This is a genomic window from Mesorhizobium sp. M0040 (assembly GCF_040323505.1).
GTDB lineage: Bacteria > Pseudomonadota > Alphaproteobacteria > Rhizobiales > Rhizobiaceae > Mesorhizobium.
On the sequence record NZ_JAMYVA010000034.1, the window covers coordinates 35,095 to 59,567 of the forward strand.

General features: G+C 61.7%; 22 protein-coding genes and 1 pseudogene. 9 read left to right on the forward strand and 14 right to left on the reverse strand.

Features of this window, described 5'->3' with window-relative positions:
• Positions 1 to 180: 180 nt before the first annotated feature.
• On the forward strand, positions 181 to 837 hold the full coding sequence (locus tag NKJ91_RS23855; protein WP_352457505.1) for a 5-formyltetrahydrofolate cyclo-ligase: 657 nt from the start codon (positions 181 to 183) through the stop codon (positions 835 to 837).
• 13 nt (positions 838 to 850) lie between these two features.
• Here the strand turns inward: NKJ91_RS23855 and NKJ91_RS23860 are convergent, their stop codons facing one another.
• Positions 851 to 1,324 (reverse strand): Lrp/AsnC family transcriptional regulator, encoded by a 474-nt coding sequence (locus NKJ91_RS23860; protein ID WP_023675099.1) that lies wholly within the window; start codon positions 1,322 to 1,324, stop codon positions 851 to 853.
• A gap of 157 nt (positions 1,325 to 1,481) precedes the next feature.
• On the opposite strand from NKJ91_RS23860, the gene ald reads away from it, so the two are divergent.
• Positions 1,482 to 2,597 (forward strand): alanine dehydrogenase, encoded by a 1,116-nt coding sequence (gene ald / locus NKJ91_RS23865; RefSeq protein WP_023675100.1) that lies wholly within the window; start codon positions 1,482 to 1,484, stop codon positions 2,595 to 2,597.
• A 248-nt stretch (positions 2,598 to 2,845) separates the two neighbouring features.
• On the opposite strand, the gene NKJ91_RS23870 is transcribed toward ald, so the two are convergent.
• The 6 genes from NKJ91_RS23870 to NKJ91_RS23895 form a co-directional block, all read right to left on the reverse strand.
• Entirely contained in the window at positions 2,846 to 3,313 is a 468-nt protein-coding gene (locus NKJ91_RS23870; protein WP_352457506.1) for a DUF1203 domain-containing protein, read from the reverse strand.
• A gap of 77 nt (positions 3,314 to 3,390) precedes the next feature.
• The gene (dapB, locus tag NKJ91_RS23875; RefSeq protein ID WP_352448952.1) at positions 3,391 to 4,197 is read right to left on the reverse strand and encodes a 4-hydroxy-tetrahydrodipicolinate reductase; all 807 of its coding nucleotides are present in this window, start codon (positions 4,195 to 4,197) and stop codon (positions 3,391 to 3,393) included.
• Positions 4,198 to 4,347: 150 nt separating this feature from the next.
• Positions 4,348 to 4,911: a GNAT family N-acetyltransferase gene (locus tag NKJ91_RS23880; RefSeq protein ID WP_352448953.1), complete on the reverse strand. Its 564-nt coding sequence runs from the start codon at positions 4,909 to 4,911 to the stop codon at positions 4,348 to 4,350.
• Positions 4,912 to 4,916: 5 nt separating this feature from the next.
• Positions 4,917 to 5,768, reverse strand: a complete 852-nt coding sequence (gene sseA, locus NKJ91_RS23885; protein ID WP_023675104.1) for a 3-mercaptopyruvate sulfurtransferase — start codon at positions 5,766 to 5,768, stop codon at positions 4,917 to 4,919.
• Positions 5,769 to 5,803: 35 nt separating this feature from the next.
• A complete protein-coding gene (locus NKJ91_RS23890) occupies positions 5,804 to 6,547 on the reverse strand; it encodes an alanyl-tRNA editing protein (RefSeq protein WP_023675105.1) in 744 nt (247 codons plus the stop codon).
• Entirely contained in the window at positions 6,547 to 7,581 is a 1,035-nt protein-coding gene (locus NKJ91_RS23895) for a cysteine synthase A (protein ID WP_352457507.1), read from the reverse strand. The genes NKJ91_RS23890 and NKJ91_RS23895 overlap by 1 nt, the downstream gene beginning before the upstream one ends.
• Positions 7,582 to 7,796: 215 nt before the next feature.
• Between NKJ91_RS23895 and NKJ91_RS23900 the strand changes: the two genes are divergently transcribed.
• A complete protein-coding gene (locus NKJ91_RS23900) occupies positions 7,797 to 8,618 on the forward strand; it encodes an SDR family oxidoreductase (protein ID WP_352457508.1) in 822 nt (273 codons plus the stop codon).
• Positions 8,619 to 8,643: 25 nt separating this feature from the next.
• Positions 8,644 to 8,799: pseudogene (locus tag NKJ91_RS23905) on the forward strand (alpha/beta hydrolase); the annotation flags it as partial.
• Positions 8,800 to 8,901: 102 nt separating this feature from the next.
• On the opposite strand, the gene NKJ91_RS23910 reads toward NKJ91_RS23905, so the two are convergent.
• Entirely contained in the window at positions 8,902 to 10,320 is a 1,419-nt protein-coding gene (locus NKJ91_RS23910; RefSeq protein WP_352457509.1) for a DEAD/DEAH box helicase, read from the reverse strand.
• A gap of 388 nt (positions 10,321 to 10,708) precedes the next feature.
• On the opposite strand from NKJ91_RS23910, the gene NKJ91_RS23915 reads away from it, so the two are divergent.
• Both NKJ91_RS23915 and NKJ91_RS23920 read left to right on the forward strand, forming a co-directional pair.
• On the forward strand, positions 10,709 to 12,241 hold the full coding sequence (locus NKJ91_RS23915; protein WP_352457510.1) for an acyl-CoA carboxylase subunit beta: 1,533 nt from the start codon (positions 10,709 to 10,711) through the stop codon (positions 12,239 to 12,241).
• Positions 12,242 to 12,248: 7 nt separating this feature from the next.
• Positions 12,249 to 13,319, forward strand: a complete 1,071-nt coding sequence (locus NKJ91_RS23920) for a M48 family metallopeptidase (RefSeq protein WP_352457511.1) — start codon at positions 12,249 to 12,251, stop codon at positions 13,317 to 13,319.
• Between the two features lie 44 nt (positions 13,320 to 13,363).
• Here NKJ91_RS23920 and NKJ91_RS23925 read toward each other — a convergent pair whose 3' ends face one another.
• Both NKJ91_RS23925 and NKJ91_RS23930 read right to left on the reverse strand, forming a co-directional pair.
• Positions 13,364 to 15,367, reverse strand: a complete 2,004-nt coding sequence (locus NKJ91_RS23925) for a hypothetical protein (RefSeq protein WP_352457512.1) — start codon at positions 15,365 to 15,367, stop codon at positions 13,364 to 13,366.
• Positions 15,364 to 16,893, reverse strand: coding sequence for an NAD(P)H-hydrate dehydratase (locus NKJ91_RS23930; RefSeq protein WP_352457513.1), 1,530 nt, complete (start codon positions 16,891 to 16,893; stop codon positions 15,364 to 15,366). Before NKJ91_RS23930 ends, NKJ91_RS23925 begins: the two co-directional genes overlap by 4 nt.
• Positions 16,894 to 17,245: 352 nt before the next feature.
• Between NKJ91_RS23930 and NKJ91_RS23935 the strand changes: the two genes are divergently transcribed.
• Together NKJ91_RS23935 and glnA are read left to right on the forward strand one after the other, a co-directional pair.
• A complete protein-coding gene (locus NKJ91_RS23935) occupies positions 17,246 to 17,584 on the forward strand; it encodes a P-II family nitrogen regulator (RefSeq protein ID WP_019857988.1) in 339 nt (112 codons plus the stop codon).
• Positions 17,585 to 17,638: 54 nt separating this feature from the next.
• Positions 17,639 to 19,048: a type I glutamate--ammonia ligase gene (gene glnA, locus NKJ91_RS23940; RefSeq protein ID WP_352457514.1), complete on the forward strand. Its 1,410-nt coding sequence runs from the start codon at positions 17,639 to 17,641 to the stop codon at positions 19,046 to 19,048.
• A 115-nt stretch (positions 19,049 to 19,163) separates the two neighbouring features.
• On the opposite strand, the gene NKJ91_RS23945 is transcribed toward glnA, so the two are convergent.
• On the reverse strand, positions 19,164 to 20,204 hold the full coding sequence (locus tag NKJ91_RS23945) for a glutamine synthetase beta-grasp domain-containing protein (RefSeq protein WP_254817165.1): 1,041 nt from the start codon (positions 20,202 to 20,204) through the stop codon (positions 19,164 to 19,166).
• A gap of 319 nt (positions 20,205 to 20,523) precedes the next feature.
• Here NKJ91_RS23945 and NKJ91_RS23950 point away from each other — a divergent pair, with 319 nt between their 5' ends.
• Positions 20,524 to 20,718: a DUF2735 domain-containing protein gene (locus tag NKJ91_RS23950; RefSeq protein ID WP_292660390.1), complete on the forward strand. Its 195-nt coding sequence runs from the start codon at positions 20,524 to 20,526 to the stop codon at positions 20,716 to 20,718.
• A gap of 76 nt (positions 20,719 to 20,794) precedes the next feature.
• Here the strand turns inward: NKJ91_RS23950 and NKJ91_RS23955 are convergent, their stop codons facing one another.
• The 3 genes from NKJ91_RS23955 to NKJ91_RS23965 form a co-directional block, all read right to left on the reverse strand.
• Positions 20,795 to 22,684, reverse strand: coding sequence for an MFS transporter (locus NKJ91_RS23955; protein WP_352457515.1), 1,890 nt, complete (start codon positions 22,682 to 22,684; stop codon positions 20,795 to 20,797).
• 187 nt (positions 22,685 to 22,871) lie between these two features.
• Positions 22,872 to 23,663 (reverse strand): ATP12 family chaperone protein, encoded by a 792-nt coding sequence (locus NKJ91_RS23960; protein WP_352457516.1) that lies wholly within the window; start codon positions 23,661 to 23,663, stop codon positions 22,872 to 22,874.
• 2 nt (positions 23,664 to 23,665) lie between these two features.
• Positions 23,666 to 24,473, reverse strand: an 808-nt coding sequence (locus NKJ91_RS23965) for a DMT family transporter (RefSeq protein ID WP_352457517.1), incomplete at its 5' end; no start/stop codon positions are given.

Below are 24,473 nucleotides of genomic sequence, written 5' to 3' on the forward strand. Positions count from 1 at the left end.
CTCACTCATCCCTCTCGCCAAGGCTGATGTAAGTATCGTTGTGCAGTGCAGCAATGCCTGCGCTGCAACTGCCTGGGACTCGTCTCTTGATGTCGTGAATACGCATGCTGCAGACTCATTCCCGGATATAGCTTACGTCCCAGATACGACTTGGTTGGAATAGTACATTGCAGGTGAAGCATGGCTAGGAATGAAGATGAAGACCCAGCGCAGTACGCCTCGCCGCCTTGTTTTATGCACGAGCTCGATCCGGAGTTCCAAGCGCCGCTATCCGACTGGACCGACGTAAGGCGCTGGCGCAAGGCCGAGCGCGAGCGGTTGATCGTATCCCGCCTTGCCGTTTCGGCCGACACGCGCACAGCCATGTCGCAGCGCATTGCCGAAGGGCTCGACGCGGTGATCGGCGACATCGCCGGCCGCATGGTCAGCCTCTATTGGCCGTTTCGCGGCGAGCCGGACCTGCGCCCGTGGATGGAAACCGTTAACGCGCGGGGCGGGCGCACGGCGATGCCCGTCGTCGTCGAGAAAGACCGGCCGCTTGTCTTTCGCGCCTATGCCCACGGAGACCGGCTGGAGAAGGGCGTCTGGAATATCCCGATACCGGCCGAGGGTGATCCGGTGTTGCCCGACATCGTCATTTCGCCGATCGTCGGCATCGATCCCGGGCAGTTTCGCCTGGGTTATGGCGGCGGCTTCTTCGATCGCACGCTTGCCGCGATGCCCTTCAAACCGCTGGTCATCGGCGTCGGCTACGAACTGCAGCGCATCGTCACCATCTACCCGCAGCCGCACGACATTCCGATGGACCGTGTGGTGACCGAGGCAGTCAACACCTAGGCGAGTTCGGGGCCTAGGCGAGTTCAGGTTTCATTCCCACAGCCGTGCGATCGACGATTTCGCGCAAGGCAAAAGACGAATTGATCTTCGTCACATGCGGCATTGCCGACAGCCACTCCTTGTGGATGCGTTCGTAGTCGACGAGATCCTTTGCTGCGATGCGCAGGATGTAGTCATATTCGCCCGACATCAAATGGCAGGACAGGACGTTCGGGCAGCGCTTTATCGCTGCCTCGAAATCCGACAACGTCTTCTCGAATTGCCCGGACAGCGATATATGCACGATCGCCGTCATCTGGTGCCCAAGTGCAGCGTTGGACAGCCGTGCGTGATAGCCGCGGATGGTTCCGGACTTCTCCAGATTGTCCAGCCGCCGCGAACAGGCCGACTGCGACAGGCCAACCTTCTCGGCGAGCGCTGCGTTGGGTATCCGCCCGTCTTTCTGCAACGTCTCGAGAATGGCGATATCAATCCTGTCGAGCGGCATTTTTGCGGGTTCCTGCGAGAATTCTAATGTTTTGCGCAACGATTATCGAACAGTGGCCTCTCTGGCAAGCGCATTCGCAAACACTTACCGAACGATTCGTGGTTCACTATCTCTAGACAGGGAACAGGTCCTAAAAGGGCCGGATCAGGAGAAAAAGATGCGCGTCGGTTGCCCCCGGGAAATCAAGAACCATGAATACCGCGTCGGCCTGACACCGGGTTCGGTCCGTGAATATGTCGCGCATGGCCATGAAGTGCTGATCGAGACCGGCGCCGGCGCCGGCATCGGCGCCGATGACAACGCGTATCGCGCCGCCGGCGCCACGATTGCCAAAACGGCCGCCGACGTTTTTGCCAAGTCTGACATGATCGTGAAGGTCAAGGAGCCGCAGCCCAACGAATGGGTTCAGCTCCGCGACGGCCAGATCCTCTATACCTATCTGCATCTTGCTCCGGATCCGGAGCAGACCAAGGGTCTGCTGGCCTCCGGCGTGACCGCAATAGCTTACGAGACCGTCACCGACGAGCGCGGCGGCCTGCCGCTGCTAGCACCGATGTCGGAAGTCGCCGGCCGCCTGTCGATCCAGGCGGGGGCAACGGCGCTGCAAAAGGCCAATGGTGGCCGCGGCGTGCTACTTGGCGGCGTGCCCGGCGTGCTCCCCGGCAAGGTCACTGTGCTCGGCGGCGGCGTCGTCGGCCTGCATGCTGCACGGATGGCCGCCGGCCTTGGCGCCGACGTCACCATCATTGACCGCTCGATCCCGCGCCTGCGTCAGCTCGACGACATCTTTGGCGGCCGCGTCCACACCCGCTACTCGACCGTCGAGGCGCTGGAGGAAGAATGTTTTTCGGCTGACATCGTCGTCGGCGCCGTGCTGATCCCGGGGGCAGCAGCGCCAAAGCTGGTGACGCGCGAAATGCTGTCGGGCATGAAGAAAGGCGCCGTGCTGGTCGACGTCGCCATCGACCAGGGCGGCTGCTTCGAGACCTCGCACGCCACCACCCATGCCGAGCCGACCTATGAGGTCGATGGCGTCATCCACTATTGCGTCGCCAACATGCCGGGTGCGGTGCCGGTCACCTCGGCCCACGCGCTCAATAATGCGACGCTGCATTATGGCCTGCAGCTCGCCGACAAGGGCCTCAAGGCGCTGGTAGACGACCACCATCTGCGCAACGGGCTGAACGTCCACAAGGGCAAGATCACGAATCGCGCAGTGGCCGAAGCGCTCGGTTACGACCTGGTCGAGCCGAAGGCCGTTCTCGCCGCCTGAGCTGTCCGAATCTGCCTCTCCAGTGCCCGTCGGATTCGTCCGACGGGTTTTTTCTTATGTCGAAAAACTGAAAAGTGTCGGGCGCGCGGAATAACCGGACAACAAAAAAGCGGAGCCAAAGCCCCGCTTCCTCGGTTGTCGAAAATTCCCGCCGGTTCATCCGCGGTCGGCAAATCGATCGACAGTGTGTTTCTACCGCTTGTATGCGACGGGAGTACGACAGCCCCAAGCCGGTGCAGCCTGTCCGGTTACGCGCGGTCGATCCGGCACTGATAGCAATTGTTGCGCGCCGAGCGGATGTGGACGTAAGCGATGTCGTCGCGTTCGAACAACGTCTCTGCCCGTGCGGCAATTGCGTCGGTCGGAATGACGCCGCCGCTGCCGTAAACGATGCGGTCGTCCTTGCCATAACCACGCACAATGTAATCGCTGCTTTCGAGCATTTCGGGAAGCATTTTCCCCTCGGCGGCGCGTTCGCATTCTTTCGCATGCAGAAAGATCGGCCCCGTTTCGGCATAAGGCTGCAGCTCCGGAAAAGGCCGATAGGCCAAAACAAGATAGGCTTCTCCCACAGCAATATTTTTCAAGCAATGACGGCAAGGCACGCCGTCGCCATCCGAAATTTGCCGCTCTGGCTTCAAGCCATAAGCATCCGGCCCGCCGCGCTGAAGTGCCCGGACAGCATTGGTTGGCAAGGCTTTGAATTTTAGCGTCATGGCAAAATCTCCGGTGTCGTCGACCGGAAATTATGCTCGCAAGACAGAGCTTCCCACCCGATTCCTGCCGAAATGGATCAATCCATCAGCGCGTCGAGACCACGAACCAGACCTTTGATCTGCTGTACCCGTCTGATGGCGAGCAGCGTGCCCGCCACGTAAGGCGCCGCGGACGAGCCGGCGTCGTGGCGTATGGTCAGCCGCTCGTCTGGCAGACCGAACAGCGCCTCGCAGGACAGGATGTAGGACGGCAGGCGAAGCGCGTGCACTTGCACCCCCTCGCCTGCGCCGACCGCACCACCGCGTGTGGCCGGCACGCCGGAGACCTCGGAGACCGGCTTTGCCGTTGAGGCCTTGCGGATGTCGGCCAGCGCTTCAGCAAGCTCTCGTGCGGTTCCGGAGGGCGCGTCGGGCTTCTTTGCACTAGCATAATCGATGACCTCGACATCCGGCACGTATTTTGCCGCCATAAGTGCAAACCGCTTCATCAGCGTGGCGGTGATGGAAAAGTTGCCAGCGGCAACAACGCCGACGCCATTGGCGCGCGCCGCGGCGTCGATCTCGGCATAGTCGGCAGCTCCCAGTCCCGACGTGCCGATCACCGTGTGCCGTCCGTTGTCGATGGCGAGCAGCACATGGTCTTTCACGACATGCGGCTTGGTGAAGTCGACCAGCACGTCCGACGGCGCCTCCAGCGCCTCGGCCAGCGAGGCCGAAACGGCAATACCATTAGCCGGCATACCAACCAGCAGACCGGAATCCTGCCCCGCGCCGCTGCGTGATACAGCCCCGGCCAGCGCCATGTCGCCTTGCGCCCCGATCGCCGGAACCAGCGCTTTGCCGACCCAGCCGGTCGCGCCGGCCATTACCACGCGTATTGCCATCGTGCGATCCTCCATCACCCATCGATTTTTAGACGATAGCGATATGGAAAGAGCCAAGCTCATTCAAGTCGGGCTCGCCTTTGAGTGTTGATCCAGAGACTCTGGGACATTGCAAAGACAAGCTGAAGCTCGGATGAACGGGCCTGAAAATCAGGGCCGCATGACGCTGGCCGCGCGCTCGGCAAAAGACATCGGATGTACGACCTCCTTTTTTTGCGCCACTGGCGTAAAGCCGAGTTTTTGATACAGCGGCAGTGCTGCTGGGTGATCGAGGGTGCAGGTCTGCACCGTCACCCGCTTTGGCCCGTGCGACCAGGCTGCGGCGATTGCCGCACCGAGGAACCAGCGGCCGATGCCTTGCCCGGTCGCGTGCTCCATCATTCCGAAATAAGCGAGTTCCACTTCCTCCGGCAAATGCGGCTTGAGGTCGAAGAAGCCGGCCGGCGCACCATCCAGATAAAGCACCCTGATGTCGCGGTCCTCGCGGTGGATGCCCGCCGCAAGCTCCTCGTCGCTCAGCCTCAAAACATTGACCCAGTGCCATTTGCGGCCGACCCGATCCATCAAATAGCGGTAGAAATGCAGGGGAATGTCTTTGGTCTTGAGCAGCGCGATCTGGCGGTTGTACGGCAGCGGCGGCGAATAGGCAGGCGGCACATGCATTTCGAGAAACGTCACGGTGACATCGATGTCTTCCAGCGATCCGTCTTCCATCACCGTCAGTCCTTGCCCGTCACGACAGGCGTGTCGGAAAGCCCGCCCCATTCGGTCCATGAACCGTCATAAAGCCTGTTGTCGGCATGGCCAAGCGTCTCCAAAGCTAGCGTGACGGCTGCCGCGGTGACGCCCGACCCGCAGGAGGTGACGACCGGCTTCGACAGGTCGATGCCGGCTCCTTCGATCACTTTGCGCAGCCTGTCCTTCGGCAACAATTCGCCGTTTTCCGAAAGCGCCGAAAACGGCACGTTGTGCGCGCCCGGCATATGGCCGGAGCGGATGCCGGGGCGCGGCTCCGGCTCGGTGCCGGCAAAACGGCCAGGCGAGCGCGCGTCGGCGATCTGGCTCTCCCCCGTCTCGACGATCCGGCGCATGTCGGCAAGGCTGGCGACGCGGGCGGCATCGAAGTTGGCATAAAACACGCAAGGCGCGATCTTCGTCGGCTCCGCAGTCACCGGCCGTCCGGCGGCTTTCCAACGATCGAAGCCGCCGTCGAGTATATAGACCTGGAACACGCCCATGACGCGAAACAACCACCAGGCGCGCGGTGCAGAAAAGAACCCTGGCCCGTCATAGACAACAATCGTGTCATCGGCCGAAATACCCATCGCGCCGACATATTGCGCGAAATGCTGCGGCGACGGCAGCGTGTGCGGCAGAGCCGCGTCGGGGTCCGAAACCGCATCCTGGTCGAGGAAGCGGGCGCCTGGAATATGCGCTACGTCGTACTCGGCGCGCGCGTCACGCTTTTGCGCCGGCAGATACCAGGACGCGTCGACAATCGTCAGGCCGGGTTCGCCGAGCCGCTTCTGTAACCAATCGGCATCGATGGTGAAAGGACTGTCGTCGGCCATCTTTTCTCTCCTGTCCCGTCCGTCGCAGTCCTATATCAGGCTGGCGGCATAGGACCAAAGCGAATGCGGAAGCGCCGGTTCTCGCGGCCCTTCTTCTCGATCTTGCCGATATGGATCTCGCCGATTTCGCTGGTGCTCTTTACATGGGTGCCGCCGCAAGGCTGGCTGTCGATCGAAGCGTTCTCGCCGATGCAGACCAATCGGATCCTTCCCGTGCCGGCCGGGGGCCGCACATTCTTGGATTTCACCAAGCCCGGATTGGATGCCAGTTCCTCGTCGGAAATGAGCCGGGTGAAGATCGGGTGGTCGGCTCGCACCAGCTCCATCAGTCTGGCCGTCACGTCTTCCTTGGTAAAGCCGGCGTCCGGGATGTCGAAATCGATACGGCTGTCGTCCTCGGAAACCGCGGCGCCGGTGATCGGGAACGGACAGACGACGGTAAGCAGGTGGCAGGCAGAATGCATGCGCATCAGCAACTGCCGCCGCGGCCAGTCGATGGCGAGCCTCATGCGCTCGCCCACCTTTGGAACTGCCTGCTCCGGCGCCGGCACATGGATGATCTCGTCCTTGGTTTCGCCGGTGATCGTAGCGGCAATCGCTATGCCGGTGCCGTCGGCGCGTTCGAGGCTGCCGGTGTCGCCCGGCTGCCCGCCCGATGTGGCGTAAAACACCGTCCGGTCCAGAATGATGCCGCCGCGATCATTGACTGCGACGACGGTGGCGTCGGCCGTCCCCAGATAGGCGTCGTCACGAAACAGCGCTTCGGTCTTGTGCGCCATCACGCAACCCTTTCGAACGGTACCGAAATCGTGCTCTGTTGCTCCATCCACCCCGGCACCGGCAGCTTCTTTTCGCGCAGGAATTCAGGATTGAACAGCTTCGACTGGTAGCGCGTGCCGTAGTCGCAAAGCATGGTCACGATGGTGTGGCCGGGGCCCAGCTCGCGCGCCAGGCGAATGGCGCCGGCAATGTTGATGCCCGTCGAACCGCCAACGCAAAGCCCCTCCTCCTGGATCAGGTCGAATACGATCGGCAGCGCGTCCTCGTCGGGGATCTGGAAGGCAAAATCGGGTGTAAAGCCTTGGAGGTTGGCGGTGATCCGCCCCTGCCCGATGCCTTCGGTGATCGAACTGCCCTCGGATTTCAGCTCGCCGCTGGTGTAGAAGGAATAGAGCGCTGCCCCCAGCGGATCGGCCAGCGCGATCTTGACCTGGTTGTTTTTGGCCTTCAGCCCGAAACCGACGCCTGCCAGAGTGCCGCCGGAACCGACCGCCGACACGAAACCATCCACCTTGCCGTCGGTCTGGTTCCAGATTTCTTCGGCCGTGGTGCGGATATGGCCGTCACGGTTGGCGACATTGTCGAACTGGTTGGCCCAGATCGCGCCATTCGGCTCGCTCTTCGCCATCTGCTCGGCCAGCCGGCCCGACAGCTTCACGTAGTTGTTCGGGTTCTTGTAAGGCACGGCGGGCACTTCGATCAGCTCGGCGCCGAGCAGTTTGATTGTATCCTTCTTCTCCTGGCTCTGGGTGTCGGGAATGACGATCACCGTGCGGTAGCCGAGCGCCTTGGCAACCAGTGTCAATCCGATGCCGGTATTTCCGGCCGTCCCCTCGACGATGACGCCGCCGGGCCGCAGCAGCCTGCGCTGCTCCGCATCGCGGATGATAAACAGGCCGGCGCGGTCCTTTACCGACTGCCCGGGATTCATGAATTCGGCCTTGCCCAGGATCTCGCAGCCGGTTGCTTCCGAGGCCTTGTTGAGGCGGATCAGGGGCGTGTTGCCGATCACGTCGATCACAGAACGGGGCATGGAGATTCCTTTGTGGGTGCGGCGAAACCCTAGAAACCCGAAGCTTCGGTTTCAAGGCAAGAATTTGCCTGGTCCAGTCGCATTTCGCACACTGCAATTCCTACAGCCAGGAGCGCCCGACCGGTATTCATTTCAACCATGTACCGAAAAGCACTCTTTTCATTCGATTTCTTCACCGGTAGAGCACAGGCTAAGAAGAGCCGGCGGGGCGCAACATGACACTCTATCGGGCCAATCCGAAGCATGGCGTCGCCTGGATTACGGGCGGCAGCAGCGGTATCGGCCGTTCGCTGGCCAAGGATCTTGCCGCTCGGGGCTATGTCGTCGCGGTGACTGCGCCAGATGACCATCCGATCGATACGCTCATCGTCGAAACGGCGCAGATGGCGGGCCGTGTCGCAGCCTATCCTTGCGACGTGACCGACGAAAAACGTATGGCGAAGACGGTTGCAGCGATCGAGAAAGATCTCGGTCCGATCGTGTTGGCAGTGTTCAACGCTGGAAGCTATATCGCAACACCGGGCGAGGATCTTGTGGCGCGCAATTTCCGTCGGTCTTTCGAAGTCAATTATTTTGGCATCATCAATGGCCTGCTGCCGGTCATCGAACGCATGCGCGTGCGCTCGCGCGGCCATGTCGTGCTGATCGGTTCGGTTACCGCCTATTTCGGCTGGCCCACCACCGCCGCCTATGGCGGCACCAAGGCGGCGGTCAATATCCTGGCCGAGTCGCTGAAATACGATTTCGACAAGATGAACGTCCGCATCCAGGTGATTAATCCGGGCTTTGTCGACACGCGGCTGACCGAAAAGAACTTCCTGCCGATGCCGGGCTTGATGCCGGTCAATCTGGCCTCGCGCCGCATCGCGCAAGGCATCGAATACGGCGGCTTCGAAGTCACTTTCCCACGCCGCCTGAGTTGGACGCTGAAGCTGCTCAGGATGCTGCCGAGGCCGTTCTGCCGATGGGTGATCAGCACGGTCACCCGCTGGAATGCGCGGCCGCTGAATTTCGACCGCAAGCCGCCAGTCGAGTAGGATCGGTGATGGGCGAGCGATCGTGCTTGCGGGTCGCTGGGGCGCCGCACATGAATTGGTGCCGGTCGACGATACCGGCGACCCGGACAACCACGTCATTGCCGGCGACGCGCTGTCGCCATCGACCACGGCTTTCCTCGCGCAGCGGATCGTCGTGTGGATCGAGGCGGTGGTAAAGTGAACCAAAGGCCCCCAAGCAAGAGGGCGACCGAAGCATCGCTCCGGTCGCCCTCTTCAATCGTGTGTGACCAAGCCAGACTTGGCCGACCGCAACACGGTCAGATTATGCGGCCCGCGCTGCTGGCCGCTTGCCGCCGAAGCGGCGCTTGTTATTGCCCTTGAAGGGCTTGGCGCCTTCCGGCTTGCGCTCGCCCGCAAAGGCCGGCTTGTCGCCGAACCGCTTCTTGCCGAAGCCGTTGTTTGCGCCGCCGGGCCGCCTGCCGTCGCGGCGGCCATTGTGGTCGTTGCGATCATTGGCCGGTTCGAAGCTGCGTTCGTTCTTCTCGGCGGGATTGCGCTGCGGATCGGGGCTGCCGAGATGGTCGGCAACGATCGGCAGCTTGGTGCGGATGATGCGCTCGACCTGACGCAGCTTGCTGTTTTCAGACGGGTCGCAGAGTGTGATGGCGATGCCGTCCATGCCGTTACGGCCGGTGCGGCCGATGCGGTGGACATAGCTCTCCGCCTCGTCCGGCAGGTCGAAATTCACCACATGGCTGATGCCGGGCACGTCGATGCCGCGTGCAGCAATGTCGGTCGCCACGAGAATGCGCACCGAACCCTCACGGAAATCGTTGAGTGCCTTCTGACGGGCATTCTGCGACTTGTTGCCGTGGATGACGGCGGCCTTGAAGCCGTCGCGCTCGAGATCCTTGGTCACCCTGTCGGCGCCATGCTTGGTGCGCGAGAAGATGATGACGGACCTCATCGCCTCATCGGCAAGCATGTTGGCCAGCACCTGGCGCTTCTGCTTGGTGCGGGCAAAGACGACACCCTGCACGATCTCGGCTGCCGCGGTGCTGTGAGGAGCGACTTCGACGCGGATCGGGTTCTTCAGCAGGCCTTTCGCCAGTTCGGCGATCTCGGCCGGCATAGTCGCCGAGAACAGCACCGTCTGACGGTCCGGCGCCGTCGCCTTGGCGATGCGCTTCACGTCGTTGATGAAGCCCATGTCGAGCATGCGGTCGCCTTCGTCGAGCACCAGCCATTTGGTGTCGGCAAGCATCAGGTCGCCTTCACGCACAAGGTCGGTCAGCCGACCGGGCGTTGCGATCAGGATGTCGACGCCGGGCGCAACCTTCTTCACCTGGCTGAAGCGCGAGACGCCGCCCAGCACGAGCGCGGTCGATACATGCGCGCCCTTGGCGAGCAGCTTGATCATCTCCTCGATCTGCACCGCGAGTTCACGTGTCGGCGCCAGGATCAGCGCGCGGGCCGTCTTCGGCCGGCGCTTGGTGCCAAGTGCGATGATCTTCGACAGGATCGGCAGCGCGAACGCCGCCGTCTTGCCCGAGCCGGTCTGGGCGATGCCGAAAATGTCGCGGCCTTCGAGCTGCGGCGGGATCGCCTGGGCCTGGATCGGCTTCGGATCGGTAAAGCCGGCGGCATTGGTGGCCTTGAGCAGTGCGCCGGTAATTCCAAGTGCGGCGAAACCGTTCAGTTCCCCAGTGTCCCTACCGGTCAAAGTGTTTTCATTGGTCAAAATATTCTTCTTTCATGCGGCTCCTGGCCGCAAACATCAATGGGCGGCAGGGCGCAACCTGCCGTCGAAAATTGTCATGAAACGACAAGGCGGGCGGACATTATCGTCCGCACGGCTGCGCTGTCGTGCCCGCAGGCATCATGCCACGGGGCTTTTTCGCCACCTTGCCGATCTGTCGGGAAGAGGGAAAACAGACGCAACCAGTCTCATTCGTCGAGAAGGCCGGATTATCCCGGCCCAAGCGCCTATGCCGCCGCATATGGCCCAGTTCCCATCGAAATGCAAGGGGCCTGATGTTGCAGCGCAGCAAAAGCCATGAGGAAGCGGCGCTTGCGCTCTCTCGCGGGCATGATTACCACAATGCAGCTTTCCGTTTTGGGGACCGGTCATGAAGGACGTGCTGAAGGAACTCGAGCGCCGCCGCGAGATCGCCCGCATGGGCGGTGGCCAGGCCCGCATCGACGCCCAACACAAGAAGGGCAAGCTGACCGCCCGCGAACGCATAGACGTCTTTCTCGACGAGGGCTCGTTCGAGGAGTTCGACATGTATGTCGAGCACCGCTCGACCGATTTCGGCATGGAGAAAACCAAGATCGCCGGCGACGGCGTCGTTACCGGCTGGGGCACCGTCAACGGTCGCCCGGTCTATCTTTTCGCCAAGGATTTCACCGTGTTCGGCGGCTCGCTGTCCGAGGCCCATGCCGAAAAGGTGGTCAAGGTCCAGGAGATGGCGCTGCGCAACCGCGCGCCGATCATCGGCCTTTACGACGCCGGCGGCGCCCGCATCCAGGAAGGCGTGGCGGCGCTCGGCGGCTATGCCGAGATCTTCCAGCGCAATGTACTGGCCTCCGGCGTCATCCCGCAGATCTCACTGATCATGGGCCCCTGCGCCGGCGGCGATGTCTATTCGCCGGCGATGACTGACTTCATCTTCATGGTTCGCGAAACCTCCTACATGTTCGTCACCGGGCCGGATGTGGTGAAGACCGTCACCAACGAGACGGTCACCGCCGAAAGCCTCGGCGGCGCTTCTATCCACACGACGAAGTCCTCGATCGCCGACGGAGCCTACGACAATGACGTCGAGGCGCTGCTGCAGATGCGGCGGCTGATCGATCTGCTGCCCGCTTCCAACACGGCGGAAATTCCCGAGATCGAATGCTACCAGTCGGTCACCGATCACGATCTGTCGCTCGACAGGCTGATCCCCGACAATGCCAACAAACCCTACGACATCAAAGAGTTGATCCTTAAAGTTGCCGACGAGGGTGACTTCTTCGAGATCCAGCAGAATTTTGCGAAAAACATCGTCACCGGCTTCGGCCGTATCGAGGGTCGCACCGTCGGCTTCGTCGCCAACCAGCCGATGGTGCTGGCCGGCGTGCTCGATTCGGATGCCAGCCGCAAGGCGGCGCGTTTCGTGCGCTTCTGCGACTGCTTCGCGATCCCGATCGTCACCTTCGTCGACGTGCTGGGCTTCCTGCCCGGCACCGCGCAGGAATATGGTGGGTTGATCAAGCACGGCGCCAAGCTTCTGTTCGCCTATGCCGAAGCGACCGTGCCAAAGATCACCGTCATCACCAGAAAGGCCTATGGCGGCGCCTATGACGTCATGGCGTCAAAGCATTTGCGCGGTGACATGAACTATGCCTGGCCAACGGCGCAGATTGCGGTGATGGGGGCCAGGGGCGCGGTCGAGATCATCTATCGCAAGGACATCGGCGACGCGGAGAAAATTGCAGCACACACAAAGGCTTACGAGGATCGCTTCCTGTCCCCCTTCGTTGCCGCTGAGCGTGGCTATGTCGACGAGGTGATCATGCCGCATTCGACCCGCCGCCGCATCGCCCGCGCGCTCAGGATGCTGCGCAACAAGGATATGCAAAACCCCTGGAAGAAGCACGACAACATTCCGCTGTGAGGCGCTGATGTCGCGCCTGATCCTCTACATGGGAGCGCGCTTCGGCAGGCTTGCCGTCCTGCTTTTCGCTCTGCCGCTGTTCTGCCCAATAGTCTTATGGTTCTGGTTTCTCGACCGGCATCCGCTCGCCGTCATCGCGGCTGGCGTTGTTGCGATCCCAGCTGCGATGCTGGCCATCGTTCTGTTGATCGGGACATTGTTCGCCGGTTTTCGACCCAGCAAGGTGGACGGGATTACTCGGGAATCAGCCCCGAAATTGTGGGCCGTCTGGGAGAGTATTGCCGGCAAACACCGCGCCAGCCGCACGAGCATCATCCTGAGCGACGATCTCAACGCCAGTATCGGTGAAGAGCGGCCGTTTCTGGGCCTGCTTGGTCGCAGGGCAATTCTCACCGTGGGCCTGCCGCTGCTCGCAGCGACCGACCAAAAGGGGTTTGCGGCGATCTTGGCCCATGAGGACGCCCATCTGAAAAATAAAGATACAAATGGCGGGCTCAACCTGGCCGAACTCGAAAAGAGCTTCGATCTAATCTTCGACTTCGCCCCACCGGGAAAAACCGTTTCGGGCAGCCTGTTCTACTGGATGCTTGGCCCGCTGTCGCGCACGCTGGAGCGCGAAGAAATACGGTTGTCGCGGCGGGCGGAAATTGACGCAGATCGTCATGCAGCGATGTCCGGCGATGCATATGAAACGGCGCGCGCCCTGCTGCTGATCGGTGCTGCCAGTGCGTTCTTCGATGACCAAGTGTATATTCCGCTTAAACGTGAACTGCTTGGCACCATGGTACCGCCTCGTCCACCACTTGAAAGAGTTCTGGCGGCCGCCAGTCACCTGTCGAGGCTTCCCATCCTGCAAGAATATGCGCAAAAGGCCTGGGACGCGCCAGATAAGGAAAGCGCGGATCATCCGCCCTGGTCCGAACGTTTGACTGCTCTTGGATTTAGCTCGGCTCCAGAGATAGAACCAGTTCTGGTTTCCGCCTTGTCGAGCCTGCTGAGCGATGAGATCGTCGCCGAACATGTCCGCCATTTCGACGGCGAATGGACATCGAAGATCGCCGACTATCTCGATCGATAGCTATCCACCTGAAACTATAGCGGCTAATGCGCAGTCGGCGCAGGCTATTCCGCTTCCGCCGCTCCGAACCCGGCCCCCCTCGTCGCGCGGACAGCGCCCGACCATGGCGTGGCGTGATTGTCGATGCGCATCTGGAAGATAAAATAAGTCGGCGAGCAGAAGCCGATGCCCTTCACTTTGCCGATACCGGGTGTATCGGGCGGCAGCGACTGGCACATGTAATCCTCGCGGCAGAAATGGTCGGCCGAACAGGCGGGACGATTACCGCGATTGACGGCGCCGCCGAGGCACTGGTCGAAGTTATTGGTCGCCACGCAGGTGTCGAATTTCTTGCCGCCGACCAGCCCGCAAATCTCGTTGGGCATCGGCTTGCCCGTCTTGAAGGCGGCAAAGCTGCGATCCCGGTCGTCGCAGCCGCGATAGGCGATACCCGCCGGCACACCGATCTTCGGCGGTCGGCAGGTGTAGGCGGCGCGCGAAATGCTTGGCGCGAACGCCGCGAACTGACCGGTGATGGTATAGTGGTCATTGAAAGGCTGTGCCGGGTTGCTGGCGATCGAGCCGGTCAGGCACGGATGGCCGGAGAACATGCTTTCGCTGTGCTTGGGCAGCAGGCATTGCGCCAGCTTGGTGCGCACGCCGGACGCGGTCGCCAGCGGCGTGCAGACGGTGCCGGCGCCGCATTGCCATGTCGCGCCGAAGCGGGCCGCATCCTGTGGCATCAGGCACGGCATCCCCATTTCGGCCGGCGAATAGGCGATTTCGCCGGCATCGTTCCAGGTCGCCGGCGGCGCGAACGATAACGGGCGAAAGCGGTTCGGTTCCTTGCCGTCGGCAGTCGCGCGCAGCCAGGCGACGCGGCGCGGGATGTCGGCGTGGAGATGCGGCGAGATGCCAACCTCGATGCGGTTGAGCGGCGAGGTCGTCTTGTCGTCAAGGCCGATGAAATGGAAGCCGGCAGTCGAGCCCGCCTGATGGCAGCCCTGGCAGGCGCCGTTGTCCAGCCGCTCGACCAATGCCTCCGGCGTGCGCACCAGCTTCAGCGCGGAGAAATCGACACCAGCGAAATCCGCGGGCTGGAACAGTGGCGTGAACGGGTGGTTGGCCTGCCTTGCACTGCCGAAGGTCGACCACGAAATGACCTTCCTTGCCAAGAATTCATCGGGGATTTGGTAGACGCCGAGATCGACCGCCGCGACACTGGTGCGGACATAGTCCGCAAGTCTTGCTTTCAGCGCGACGTCTTCGGCAAGGCGTGCCGCATCGGGCGTGTTTTCCAACGGCTTTTCGCTGGCAGCCGCGCCGTCGATGCCGAAAATTCGCATGAGATAGGCAGCCTGCCCGCCGAATTCGGTCTCCTGGCCGGAGGGGAAGCGCACCACTTGCGCATTGAGCTCGAGCTGCTTGAAGGTGAGCGCCGCCCTGTCCAGCGGCCCACCGATCAGCCAGCCGGCATCGACGTTCTCGTCGAGCTGTGGTGCCCAGCGCCCGGCGACGCCGACACAACCGCCATCGGCATCCGGCGCGGCATTGTAGACGGCACTGAAATTGAACGGCAGGCGCGAGGCCAGAACCTTGCCGTTCTTCTTGAAGCTGTAGACGAGGCGATAGACGAAGCGCACTTCGCCGCAACTCGTATCGCCTTGCAGCGCGGCGAAGTCGCGCCGGTCGAGCCGGTTGACCACGCCGACAAGGCGGAAGCGTGCGGCCTCGGTCCTCAGCCAGCGCATGTCCATGACGCGGCCGACATTGCCGTCGGTCACCTCGTAAAGCGGCCGGCCGCCGGCCTTCATCTCGGCCCGCAATGCCGCGACGTCGCTTGCAATCGTTTCGACGATCGCGTGATAGGCCGGCGCCTTGTCGTAAAGCGTCTTCAAATCGCCCTTGCCATCGACGCCTAAAATGCCGGCGAACCCGTAACCGTTGCTGTCGAGGGCGGCGAGAACGGCCGGGTCGTCGACGATCGTCAGCGGAGTTTCGGCGTTCGCAGCCTGCGCCATGAATACGGCGCTGACGATCGCAACGAGCAGCGTGAACATGCGGTTCATTCGGCAGCTATCCCGCGACTTTCGATAAGCTCGCGCAGGACCGGCACCAGCGCCAGCGGCAGGTCCTCGGCGATCAGCCCCGGTCCGAAACGGCTGCCGGCCTCGGCATGGATCCAGACTGCCGCACAGGCCGCTTCAAAGGCCGGCATGCCCTGCGCCAGCAGCGCGGCGATGATGCCCGACAGCACGTCGCCCGAACCGGCGGTGGCCAGCCAAGGCGCGCCATTGGCGTTGATCGCCGCCCGGCCGTCCGGCGCCGCGATCACCGAGTCGGCACCCTTGTAGACGAGAGTGGCGTTGGCCCGTTCGGCTGCGGCGCGTGCCTTGGCGAGTTTGGACAGGTCCTTGTCCTCGGCGATATCTGAAAAAAGCCTGGCGAATTCGCCGTCATGCGGCGTCATCACCAGAGCCGGCGCGCTCGGCCGGCTGGCGGCTTCGAACAGGGCATCCGGCGCGTCGCGAAACGAGGTGACGCCGTCGGCGTCGAGCACCAAGCCTTCAATCCCGCCGCCCTGCCCATGGGCGCCATTCAGCACGGCCAGGGCGAATTCGCGCGTCTTCTCACCAATGCCAAATCCCGGGCCGAGCACGAAGGCCGATGGCCGGCGGCTGCCGACGAATTCGTCCACATCCGCGACAGTGTCTACCTTGCGCAGCATGATCGAGGTCAGATGCGCCGCGTTCACATGGATGGCGTTCGCCGGCGACAACATGGTGACGGCCCCTGCCCCGCTCCTTGCCGCGGCAAGCGCCGACAGCCGCGCAGCACCCGTCGCCGACGGCCCGCCGGAAAAGACGCCGACATGGCCGCGTTTATACTTATGGGTGTCGACGGCCGGAACCGGAAAGCGGCCAAGCCAGAGCGCCGGAATGTTCTCGAATGTTCGTGGTTCAAGCTGCGCTACAACACTGTCGCTTATGCCGATATCAGCGAGCATGATTTCGCCGCACAGCTCGCGCCCCGGCAACAAAAGATGGCCTGGCTTTTTTCGCGCAAAGGTCACGGTGATTCGGACGCGGAAAGCCTGACCGAGGACATTGCCGCTCTCACCAGAGACGCCCGACGGCAGGTCGACCGCGACGACCGGCAAATTCAACTCCGCCACATTGTCGATCGCCTTGGCGGGGTCGCCGGAAAGCGGCTTGGACAGCCCCGCCCCGTAAAGCGCATCGACCACGATCGAGCCCGTCTCGGCAACGAAATCCGACAGCGGCCGAGCTTCAACCGGACACTCCGAGGCAGCGACTGCTGCATCGCTGCCTCCTTTAGGCGATCCGGACGCCCATACCGAAACGTCGACGGCGCTCTCCCGAAGGATGCGCGCCACGACATAGCCGTCGCCGCCATTGTTGCCGGGGCCGCAAAGCACGTGGACGCGCGTTGCGTTCGGGTAGCGCTTGAGTACTACGGCAGCAACCGCAGCACCGGCATTGCGCATCAGGCCGATGCCGTCGAATGGACCAGCGGCAATCGCCAGCCGGTCGGCCTCGGCCATGTCGGACGGAGACAGAAGTTCATTGCTCATGCGGGCGACATGCACATCCCCAAGCATTGTCCAGTTTTTGATCCGACGCAAACAACGAAGGTCCCCAAGCAATTTGGCGGCGTACATCGTTCGGGACGACGGCGCGCAGCTGCCCATGAAATACCCGATCTGCCCAATTTTTGTGCGGACGGCAGGACCGGCGGTGTGTAGGCTCGCGGCATTCATGGCGCATCCAACGCTGCGAATGACGCGAATGTACATTCCCGCGTGGCATGGTATCCAAATCATGTGAGCCCACCCGGCACCCCATCAATTGGCACAGTTCGTGCTTGATTGAGGCGCAAGCGGGGCTCACAACCCGTCTTTTTTGGCAGTGGAGGCCACTTTTTACATGAAAAAGATCGAAGCGATCATCAAGCCGTTCAAGCTAGACGAAGTGAAGGAAGCGCTTCAGGAGGCCGGCCTGCAAGGTATCACCGTTACAGAGGCCAAAGGGTTTGGCCGCCAGAAGGGCCATACCGAGCTTTATCGCGGCGCCGAATATGTCGTCGACTTCCTGCCGAAGGTGAAAATCGAAGTCGTGCTCGGCGACGATGCGGTCGAAGCCGCGATCGAAGCCATCCGCAAGGCGGCCCAGACCGGCCGCATCGGCGACGGTAAGATCTTCGTCTCCAATATCGAGGAAGTGGTGCGCATCCGCACCGGCGAAACCGGCATGGACGCCGTCTGAATTTTCCCGTTAAAAGGCCATGTTCAAAACGTCATCACATAGGGAAGCAGGGACATGACGACAGCCAAAGACATCATGAAGCAGATCAAGGACAACGACGTTAAGTTCGTCGATCTGCGCTTCACCGATCCGAAGGGCAAACTGCAGCACGTTACGATGGATGTCGTCGAGGTCGAGGAAGACATGTTTGCCGATGGCGTCATGTTCGATGGTTCCTCGATCGCCGGCTGGAAGGCGATCAACGAGTCCGACATGGTGCTGATGCCGGATTCCGATACGGTGCATATGGACCCGTTCTTCGCGCAGTCGACCATGGTCATCCTGTGCGACATTCTCGATCCGATCTCGGGGGAATCCTACAACCGCGATCCGCGCGGCACCGCCAAGAAAGCCGAGGCCTACATGAAGGCCGAAGGCATCGGCGACCAGATCTTCGTCGGCCCGGAAGCCGAGTTCTTCGTCTTCGACGACGTCAAGTACAAGGCCGACCCCTACAACACCGGCTTCAGGCTGGATTCGACCGAACTGCCGTCCAATGACGATACCGACTACGAGACCGGCAACCTCGGTCACCGGCCGCGCATCAAGGGCGGTTATTTCCCGGTGCCGCCGGTCGATTCGGCGCAGGACATGCGCTCGGAAATGCTCACCGTGCTCGCCGAGATGGGCGTGCGCGTCGAAAAGCACCACCACGAAGTGGCCGCCGCCCAGCACGAGCTCGGCATCAAGTTCGACACGCTGGTCCGCAACGCCGACAAGATGCTGATCTACAAATATGTCGTGCACCAGGTCGCCAACGCCTACGGCAAGACGGCCACTTTCATGCCGAAGCCGGTGTTCGGCGACAATGGCTCGGGCATGCATGTCCACCAGTCGATTTGGAAGGAAGGCAAGCCGACCTTCGCCGGCAATGAATATGCCGGCCTGTCCGAGAGCTGCCTGTTCTACATCGGTGGCATCATCAAGCATGCGAAGGCGATCAACGCCTTCACCAACCCGCTGACCAACTCCTACAAGCGCCTGGTGCCGGGCTATGAAGCGCCGGTGCTGCTCGCCTATTCGGCACGCAACCGCTCGGCCTCCTGCCGCATTCCGTTCGGCTCATCGCCGAAATCCAAGCGCGTCGAGGTCCGCTTTCCCGATCCGGGCGCGAACCCCTATCTCGCCTTCGCCGCCATGCTGATGGCCGGCCTCGACGGCATCAAGAACAAGATCCACCCGGGACAGCCGATGGACAAGGATCTCTACGATCTGCCGCCGAAGGAATTGAAGAAAATCCCGACCGTCTGCGGCTCGCTGCGCGAAGCCCTGCAGAGCCTCGACAAGGACCGCGGCTTCCTGAAGGCCGGCGGCGTCTTCGACGACGACCAGATCGACAGCTACATCGAGCTCAAGATGGCCGAGGTAATGCGCTTCGAAATGACCCCGCATCCGGTCGAATACGATATGTATTATTCGGTGTGATCCAGATCGTTGCAGCCAACAAAAAAACCCCGGAGGAGACGCCGGGGTTTTTTATTGCGATGCGATCGGAGAGAAAGTCAAAGCGCAGACCTGAGGTCTACGCCATGACGAATGCTCAAGCCGCGGCCGAAACTTCGGCGCTGGTCGGGACGGAGGCGATCGTCTTCAATATCTGCGAGGCGATCTGGTAGGGGTCACCCTGCGAGTTCGGGCGGCGATCCTCGAGATAGCCCTTGTAGCCGTTATTGATAAAGGAATGCGGCACGCGGATCGAGGCGCCGCGGTCGGCGATGCCGTAGCTGAACCTGTTCCAGGGCGCGGTCTCGTGCTTGCCGGTCAAACGCTTGTCGTTGTCCGGCCCATAGACGGCGATGTGATCCATCAGGTTTTTGTCGAAGGCTGCCATCAGCGCCTCGAAATAGCCCTTGCCGCCGACTTCGCGCATATAGGCGGTCGAGAAGTTGGCATGCATGCCGGAGCCGTTCCAGTCGGTGTCGCCGAGCGGCTTGCAATGATATTCGATATCGATGCCGTACTTCTCGGTCAGGCGCTGCAACAAATAGCGCGCCATCCACATCTGGTCGGCGGCCTTCTTGGAGCCCTTGCCGAAGATCTGGAATTCCCACTGGCCTTTGGCCACCTCGGCGTTGATGCCTTCATGGTTGATGCCGGCGGCAAGGCAAAGGTCAAGATGCTCCTCGACGATCTGCCTGGCGACGGAGCCGACATTGCTGTAGCCGACGCCAGTGTAGTACGGGCCTTGCGGCGCCGGATAGCCACTCTCGGGGAAGCCGAGCGGGCGGCCGTCCTTGTAGAAGAAATACTCCTGCTCGAAGCCGAACCAGGCGCCCTCGTCGTCGAGAATGGTAGCGCGCTTGTTGGAGGCATGCGGCGTCACGCCGTCCGGCATCATGACCTCGCACATGACGAGCGCGCCATTGGTGCGGGCGGGATCCGGATAAACGGCGACCGGCTTCAGAACGCAATCGGAGCTGTGGCCCTCGGCCTGCATGGTCGAAGAACCGTCGAAGCCCCACAGCGGAAGCTGGTCGAGCGTCGGAAACTCGGCATAGTCCTTGACCTGCGTCTTTCCGCGAAGATTGGGAACCGGCGTGTATCCATCGAGCCAAATGTACTCGAGCTTGTATTTCGTCATTCTAGCCTCTCGTTGCTTGATCACCGAACCCTGGATGGCGCCGGGGCGAGCCGGCCTATCCAGCAGCCGACCTGCCGGATTACTAAAATGCAATTCGTGTGCCATTCTCGCCGGCGATGGATGCGGCAAAAGTGAGGTTGTATCCGCCCAAAATCGCTGGTCCGCCGTCATGCTGCGTTCGGATCATCCACAAGCACATTTTGCACAAATAATGTGCAAGTACTGCTCTTTTCGTAATCATGTTGCCTATTTCCGTTGCTGAACCTATGTTGGGGAAAGGTTGAATCGGCAAGGTTCTGTCGAAGAAAGGAAACCGACAATGGAAATCACTTCCACTCGTCAGTCGGCCAAAATCCTGATGTTCCCGGTGGCAGCGCGCGCTTCTGCCTCAAATTTAAGCGGAAAGGCTAAGTTCGCGGCAGAACTTGCTTCTTTACGCAACCGAACGGATTTCGGAAGTGCCTGGTATCATGAGGCAGCGATCGAGGAAGCGAAACAGGATCGGAAGAGCTAAGCCCTGCACTCGATAAATTGAAAAAGCCCGGCGCGATCGCTCGCGCCGGGCTTTGCTTTGAACCGGGACAGGCCGGCTACTGCTTGGTGTGCAGGTCTGTTCCGAGGGTATCCCTGACGAAGGTCATGCCGATGATCAGCGACATCGCTGCAACGGCGACCGGATACCAGAGGCCGTAGTAGATATCGCCCTTGTAGGCGCTGAGCGCGAACACCGTCGCCGGCAGCAGCCCGCCGAACCAGCCGTTGCCGATATGGTAGGGCAGCGACATGCCGGTGTAGCGGATGCGGGTCGGGAACATCTCGACCAGGATCGCGGCAATCGGCCCGTAGACCATCGTGACGAAGATCACGAGGATGAGCAGGATGCCGATCGTCATCGGCCAGTTGACCGCCGCCGGGTCGGCGAACATGGCAAAGGGACCGCCGCCTGGTACGGTGTAGACGGTGACCTCGGGAGCTCCCGCAGCCTCATCGGCAGTCAGCAGCTTGTCCTTGATCGCCTGGTCGGCCGGAACCATGGCCTTCTCGCCGGCGCGGATCGCGGCCGCATCGAGCTTCAGTTCGGGATTGGCCGCGATGAAGGCTTCGAGCTTCTGATCCGGCACCTTCGCCGCTGCCCGTTTCAGCGGATAGCCGCCGTCCTGAAGCGCCGTGTTTACCGCCTTGGCGAAAACAGCGTCCTTGGCCTTGGCTTGATCGCCGGCTGCGGTGGCGTCATACGACTCAACCGTCTCGTTGCCGATTTTGACCGACGCAGCAGTGCCGGGCGCTGCCGTGGCCACTACGTCATAAGGCACCGAGTTCTTGGTCAGAAACGAGGTGGCGATATCGCAGGACGTGGTGAACTTCGCCGTGCCCACCGGGTTGAACTGGAACTTGCAGTCTCCCGGTGCCGCGGTCACCGTCGCACGGGTGTTCTGCTGCGCGGTGGCGAGCGCCGGGTTGGCTGCCCAGGTCAGCGCCTTGAACAACGGGAAGGTGCAGACGATCGCCAGTGCAAGGCCGGCCATGATAATCGGCTTCCGGCCGATCTTGTCGGAGAGCCAGCCGAACACGACGAAGAAGATCGAGCCAACAGCCAGAGCAATCGCGATCATGATGTTGACCGATTGCGGATCGACCTTGAGCACGTTCTGCAAGAAGAACAGCGCGTAGAACTGGCCATTGTACCAAACTACGGCCTGACCGGCTGTGAGGCCGAGCAGCGCCAGCAGCGCGATCTTGGCGTTCTTCCACTGACCGAAGGCTTCTGACAGCGGCGCCTTGGAGCCTTTGCCTTCGTCCTTCATGCGCTGGAAGGTCGGCGATTCAGAAAGCGACAGCCGGATCCAGATCGAAATGCCGAGGAGGAGGAAGGAAACGATGAACGGAATGCGCCAGCCCCAGGCGGCGTAGGTTTCCTTGGTCATCGACCCCTGGACGATCAGGATGACGATCAGCGACAGGAACAGGCCGAGCGTTGCCGTCGTCTGTATCCACGACGTGTAGTAGCCGCGGCGATCGTCGGGTGCATGCTCGGCGACATAGGTGGCGGCACCGCCATACTCGCCGCCGAGCGCCAGGCCCTGCAACATGCGCAAGATGATCAGGATCACGGGAGCGGCGATGCCCAAAGTCGCATAGCCAGGCAGCAAGCCGACCAGGAAGGTCGACAGGCCCATGATCGTCATGGTGACAAGGAAAGTATATTTACGGCCGACAAGGTCGCCGATGCGGCCGAACAGCAATGCGCCGAACGGGCGCACGAGGAAGCCAGCGGCAAACGCCAGCAGCGCGAAAATATTGCGCGTCGCTTCCGGAATGGTTGGACTGAAAAAAGTCGAACCAATGAATACTGCCAGCGAGCCGTAGAGATAAAAATCGTACCATTCAAAAACGGTGCCGAGCGAGGAAGCGAAGATGACCTTCTTCTCCTCGCGCGTCATGCCGCGGCTTGTTTTGCCGGCGGTCGATGCCATTGCCATGAGTGTATCCTCCCGTGTGATTCCGTCAGTCCTCGATGCTGCGCGTCATCGTCCGCGTTTCCTCGCAACGCAGACTCAGTGCAGCCATCGGTGCAAAAAATGACAGAAAGCAGTGCCCAGAGGCAGACCGCCTTTGGGATTATGACTTTGGTCTAATGTGCAGTGCGAAATAGAAACGACGGTGCGGTCAGCCTTTGAGAGCTTCGAGCAGGCTGACTGCCGCCATCATGTCGCGCTTGCGGGCCGCGCGGTGCGCGACGGCCTCGGCATCATGGCCCCATTGCTCGGCCTGCCAGTCCTCGTCGACATGACCGGCAGCCCAGGCCGCTTCGCCGTCGAGCTCGCCGAAGTCGACGGCCAGCGCCAGCAGCGCCGATCCGGTCAGCGACGTCATGACGTGGATGGCGGCAAGGCGCAGCGGATCGGCACGCTGGGCAAGATGCTGGCCAAGCAGCGCGATGGTCTCGCGCGGCTGTTCGACATGGATCACGCCTTCGGCAAGATGGAACCGGGCGCCGAGCGCGCTGCGCACCCAGTCGATGACCGGATCCCAATGCTCGTTCTGCCGGTCGACGAGTCCTTGGGGCGCATCGGCGCGGTAGCAGAGCAGATCGGACGAGGCAAAGCGCAGGATGTCCTCCAGCACGGCCTGGGGATCACTGGCGACGCCATCGATTGCCGTATTGACCAGACGCATCACCGGCATCGTCACCAGGTTGATTGTTTCGCTCTGTGCGGCGAATTCCTCGGCGACGAGAGCAGCCGCCTTTTCGGTCGGCAGCGCCAGCAGCGCCTTGGCCGGCGTGCGGACGGGCTTGCCATCGAGATGGACGGCAAAACCGTCTTCGACCGGTGCTACCGCGACGGTTTTGTAGAAGCGCTTCGGCAGCGGCGTCTTCATCTGGATCTGGGCGCGACGCACCGGGTCCGGATCAGAGAGCTGCTTTCCAGCTTCGAGGTCGTTCAATATATCGCGCATGCTCATCCGGGGCTTTGTTTTCGGGCCGGCCGGTTGACGATGATAAGACCGGCGGCGATGAGGCCGAGTGCCAGGAAGATACGCACCGTCAACGGCTCGTTCAAGAACACGGCGCCGCAGAGCACGCCGAAGACCGGCGACAGGAAGGTGAAGCTCGACAGTCCAGATGCAGGGTAGCGCCGCAGCAGCCAGAACCACAGCACATAGGTGAACGCGACAACGTAGACGGCCTGGAACAGCAGAGCCAAGGTTGGCAAGACGGTAAAGTTGCGGACGGGCGGCCCGGCAAAAGGCATCACCAAAATGCCGACGACGGCGGCCCCGGCCAGCTGATAGAGCAGCAGCTTTTCGGCGCTGGCCGTCACCAGCTTCGACCGCTTGATGACGATATTGGTCACGGCCCACAGGATGCCGGCACCGAGACTGAGCAAATCGCCGCCCAATGTTGCGCCGCCATTGGCGCTCAGTTTATCGGAAAACACCGCGATCAGTCCGGCGAAAGCGAGCAGAAGACCAACGAGCTTGCGTGCCGTGATGCTTTCGCCCAGCAGGAAATGACCGCCAACCAGCATCCAGAACGGCATGGTGTTGACCAGCAAGGTATTGCGCACAACCGTCGTGTGCTCGAGTCCGACGTAGAGAAACAGGAACTCGAGACCAAAAAGCGCACCCGCCAGAATGCCAGCGACGAGGGTTTTGTCGGGCGTGGACAGCGCAATGCCGCGCCAGCGGCACCAGCCGAAAACACACAGGCCGCCGATCGCCGAGCGGGCGATGGACAGGAAAACAGGGTCGTAGCCGGCATACGAG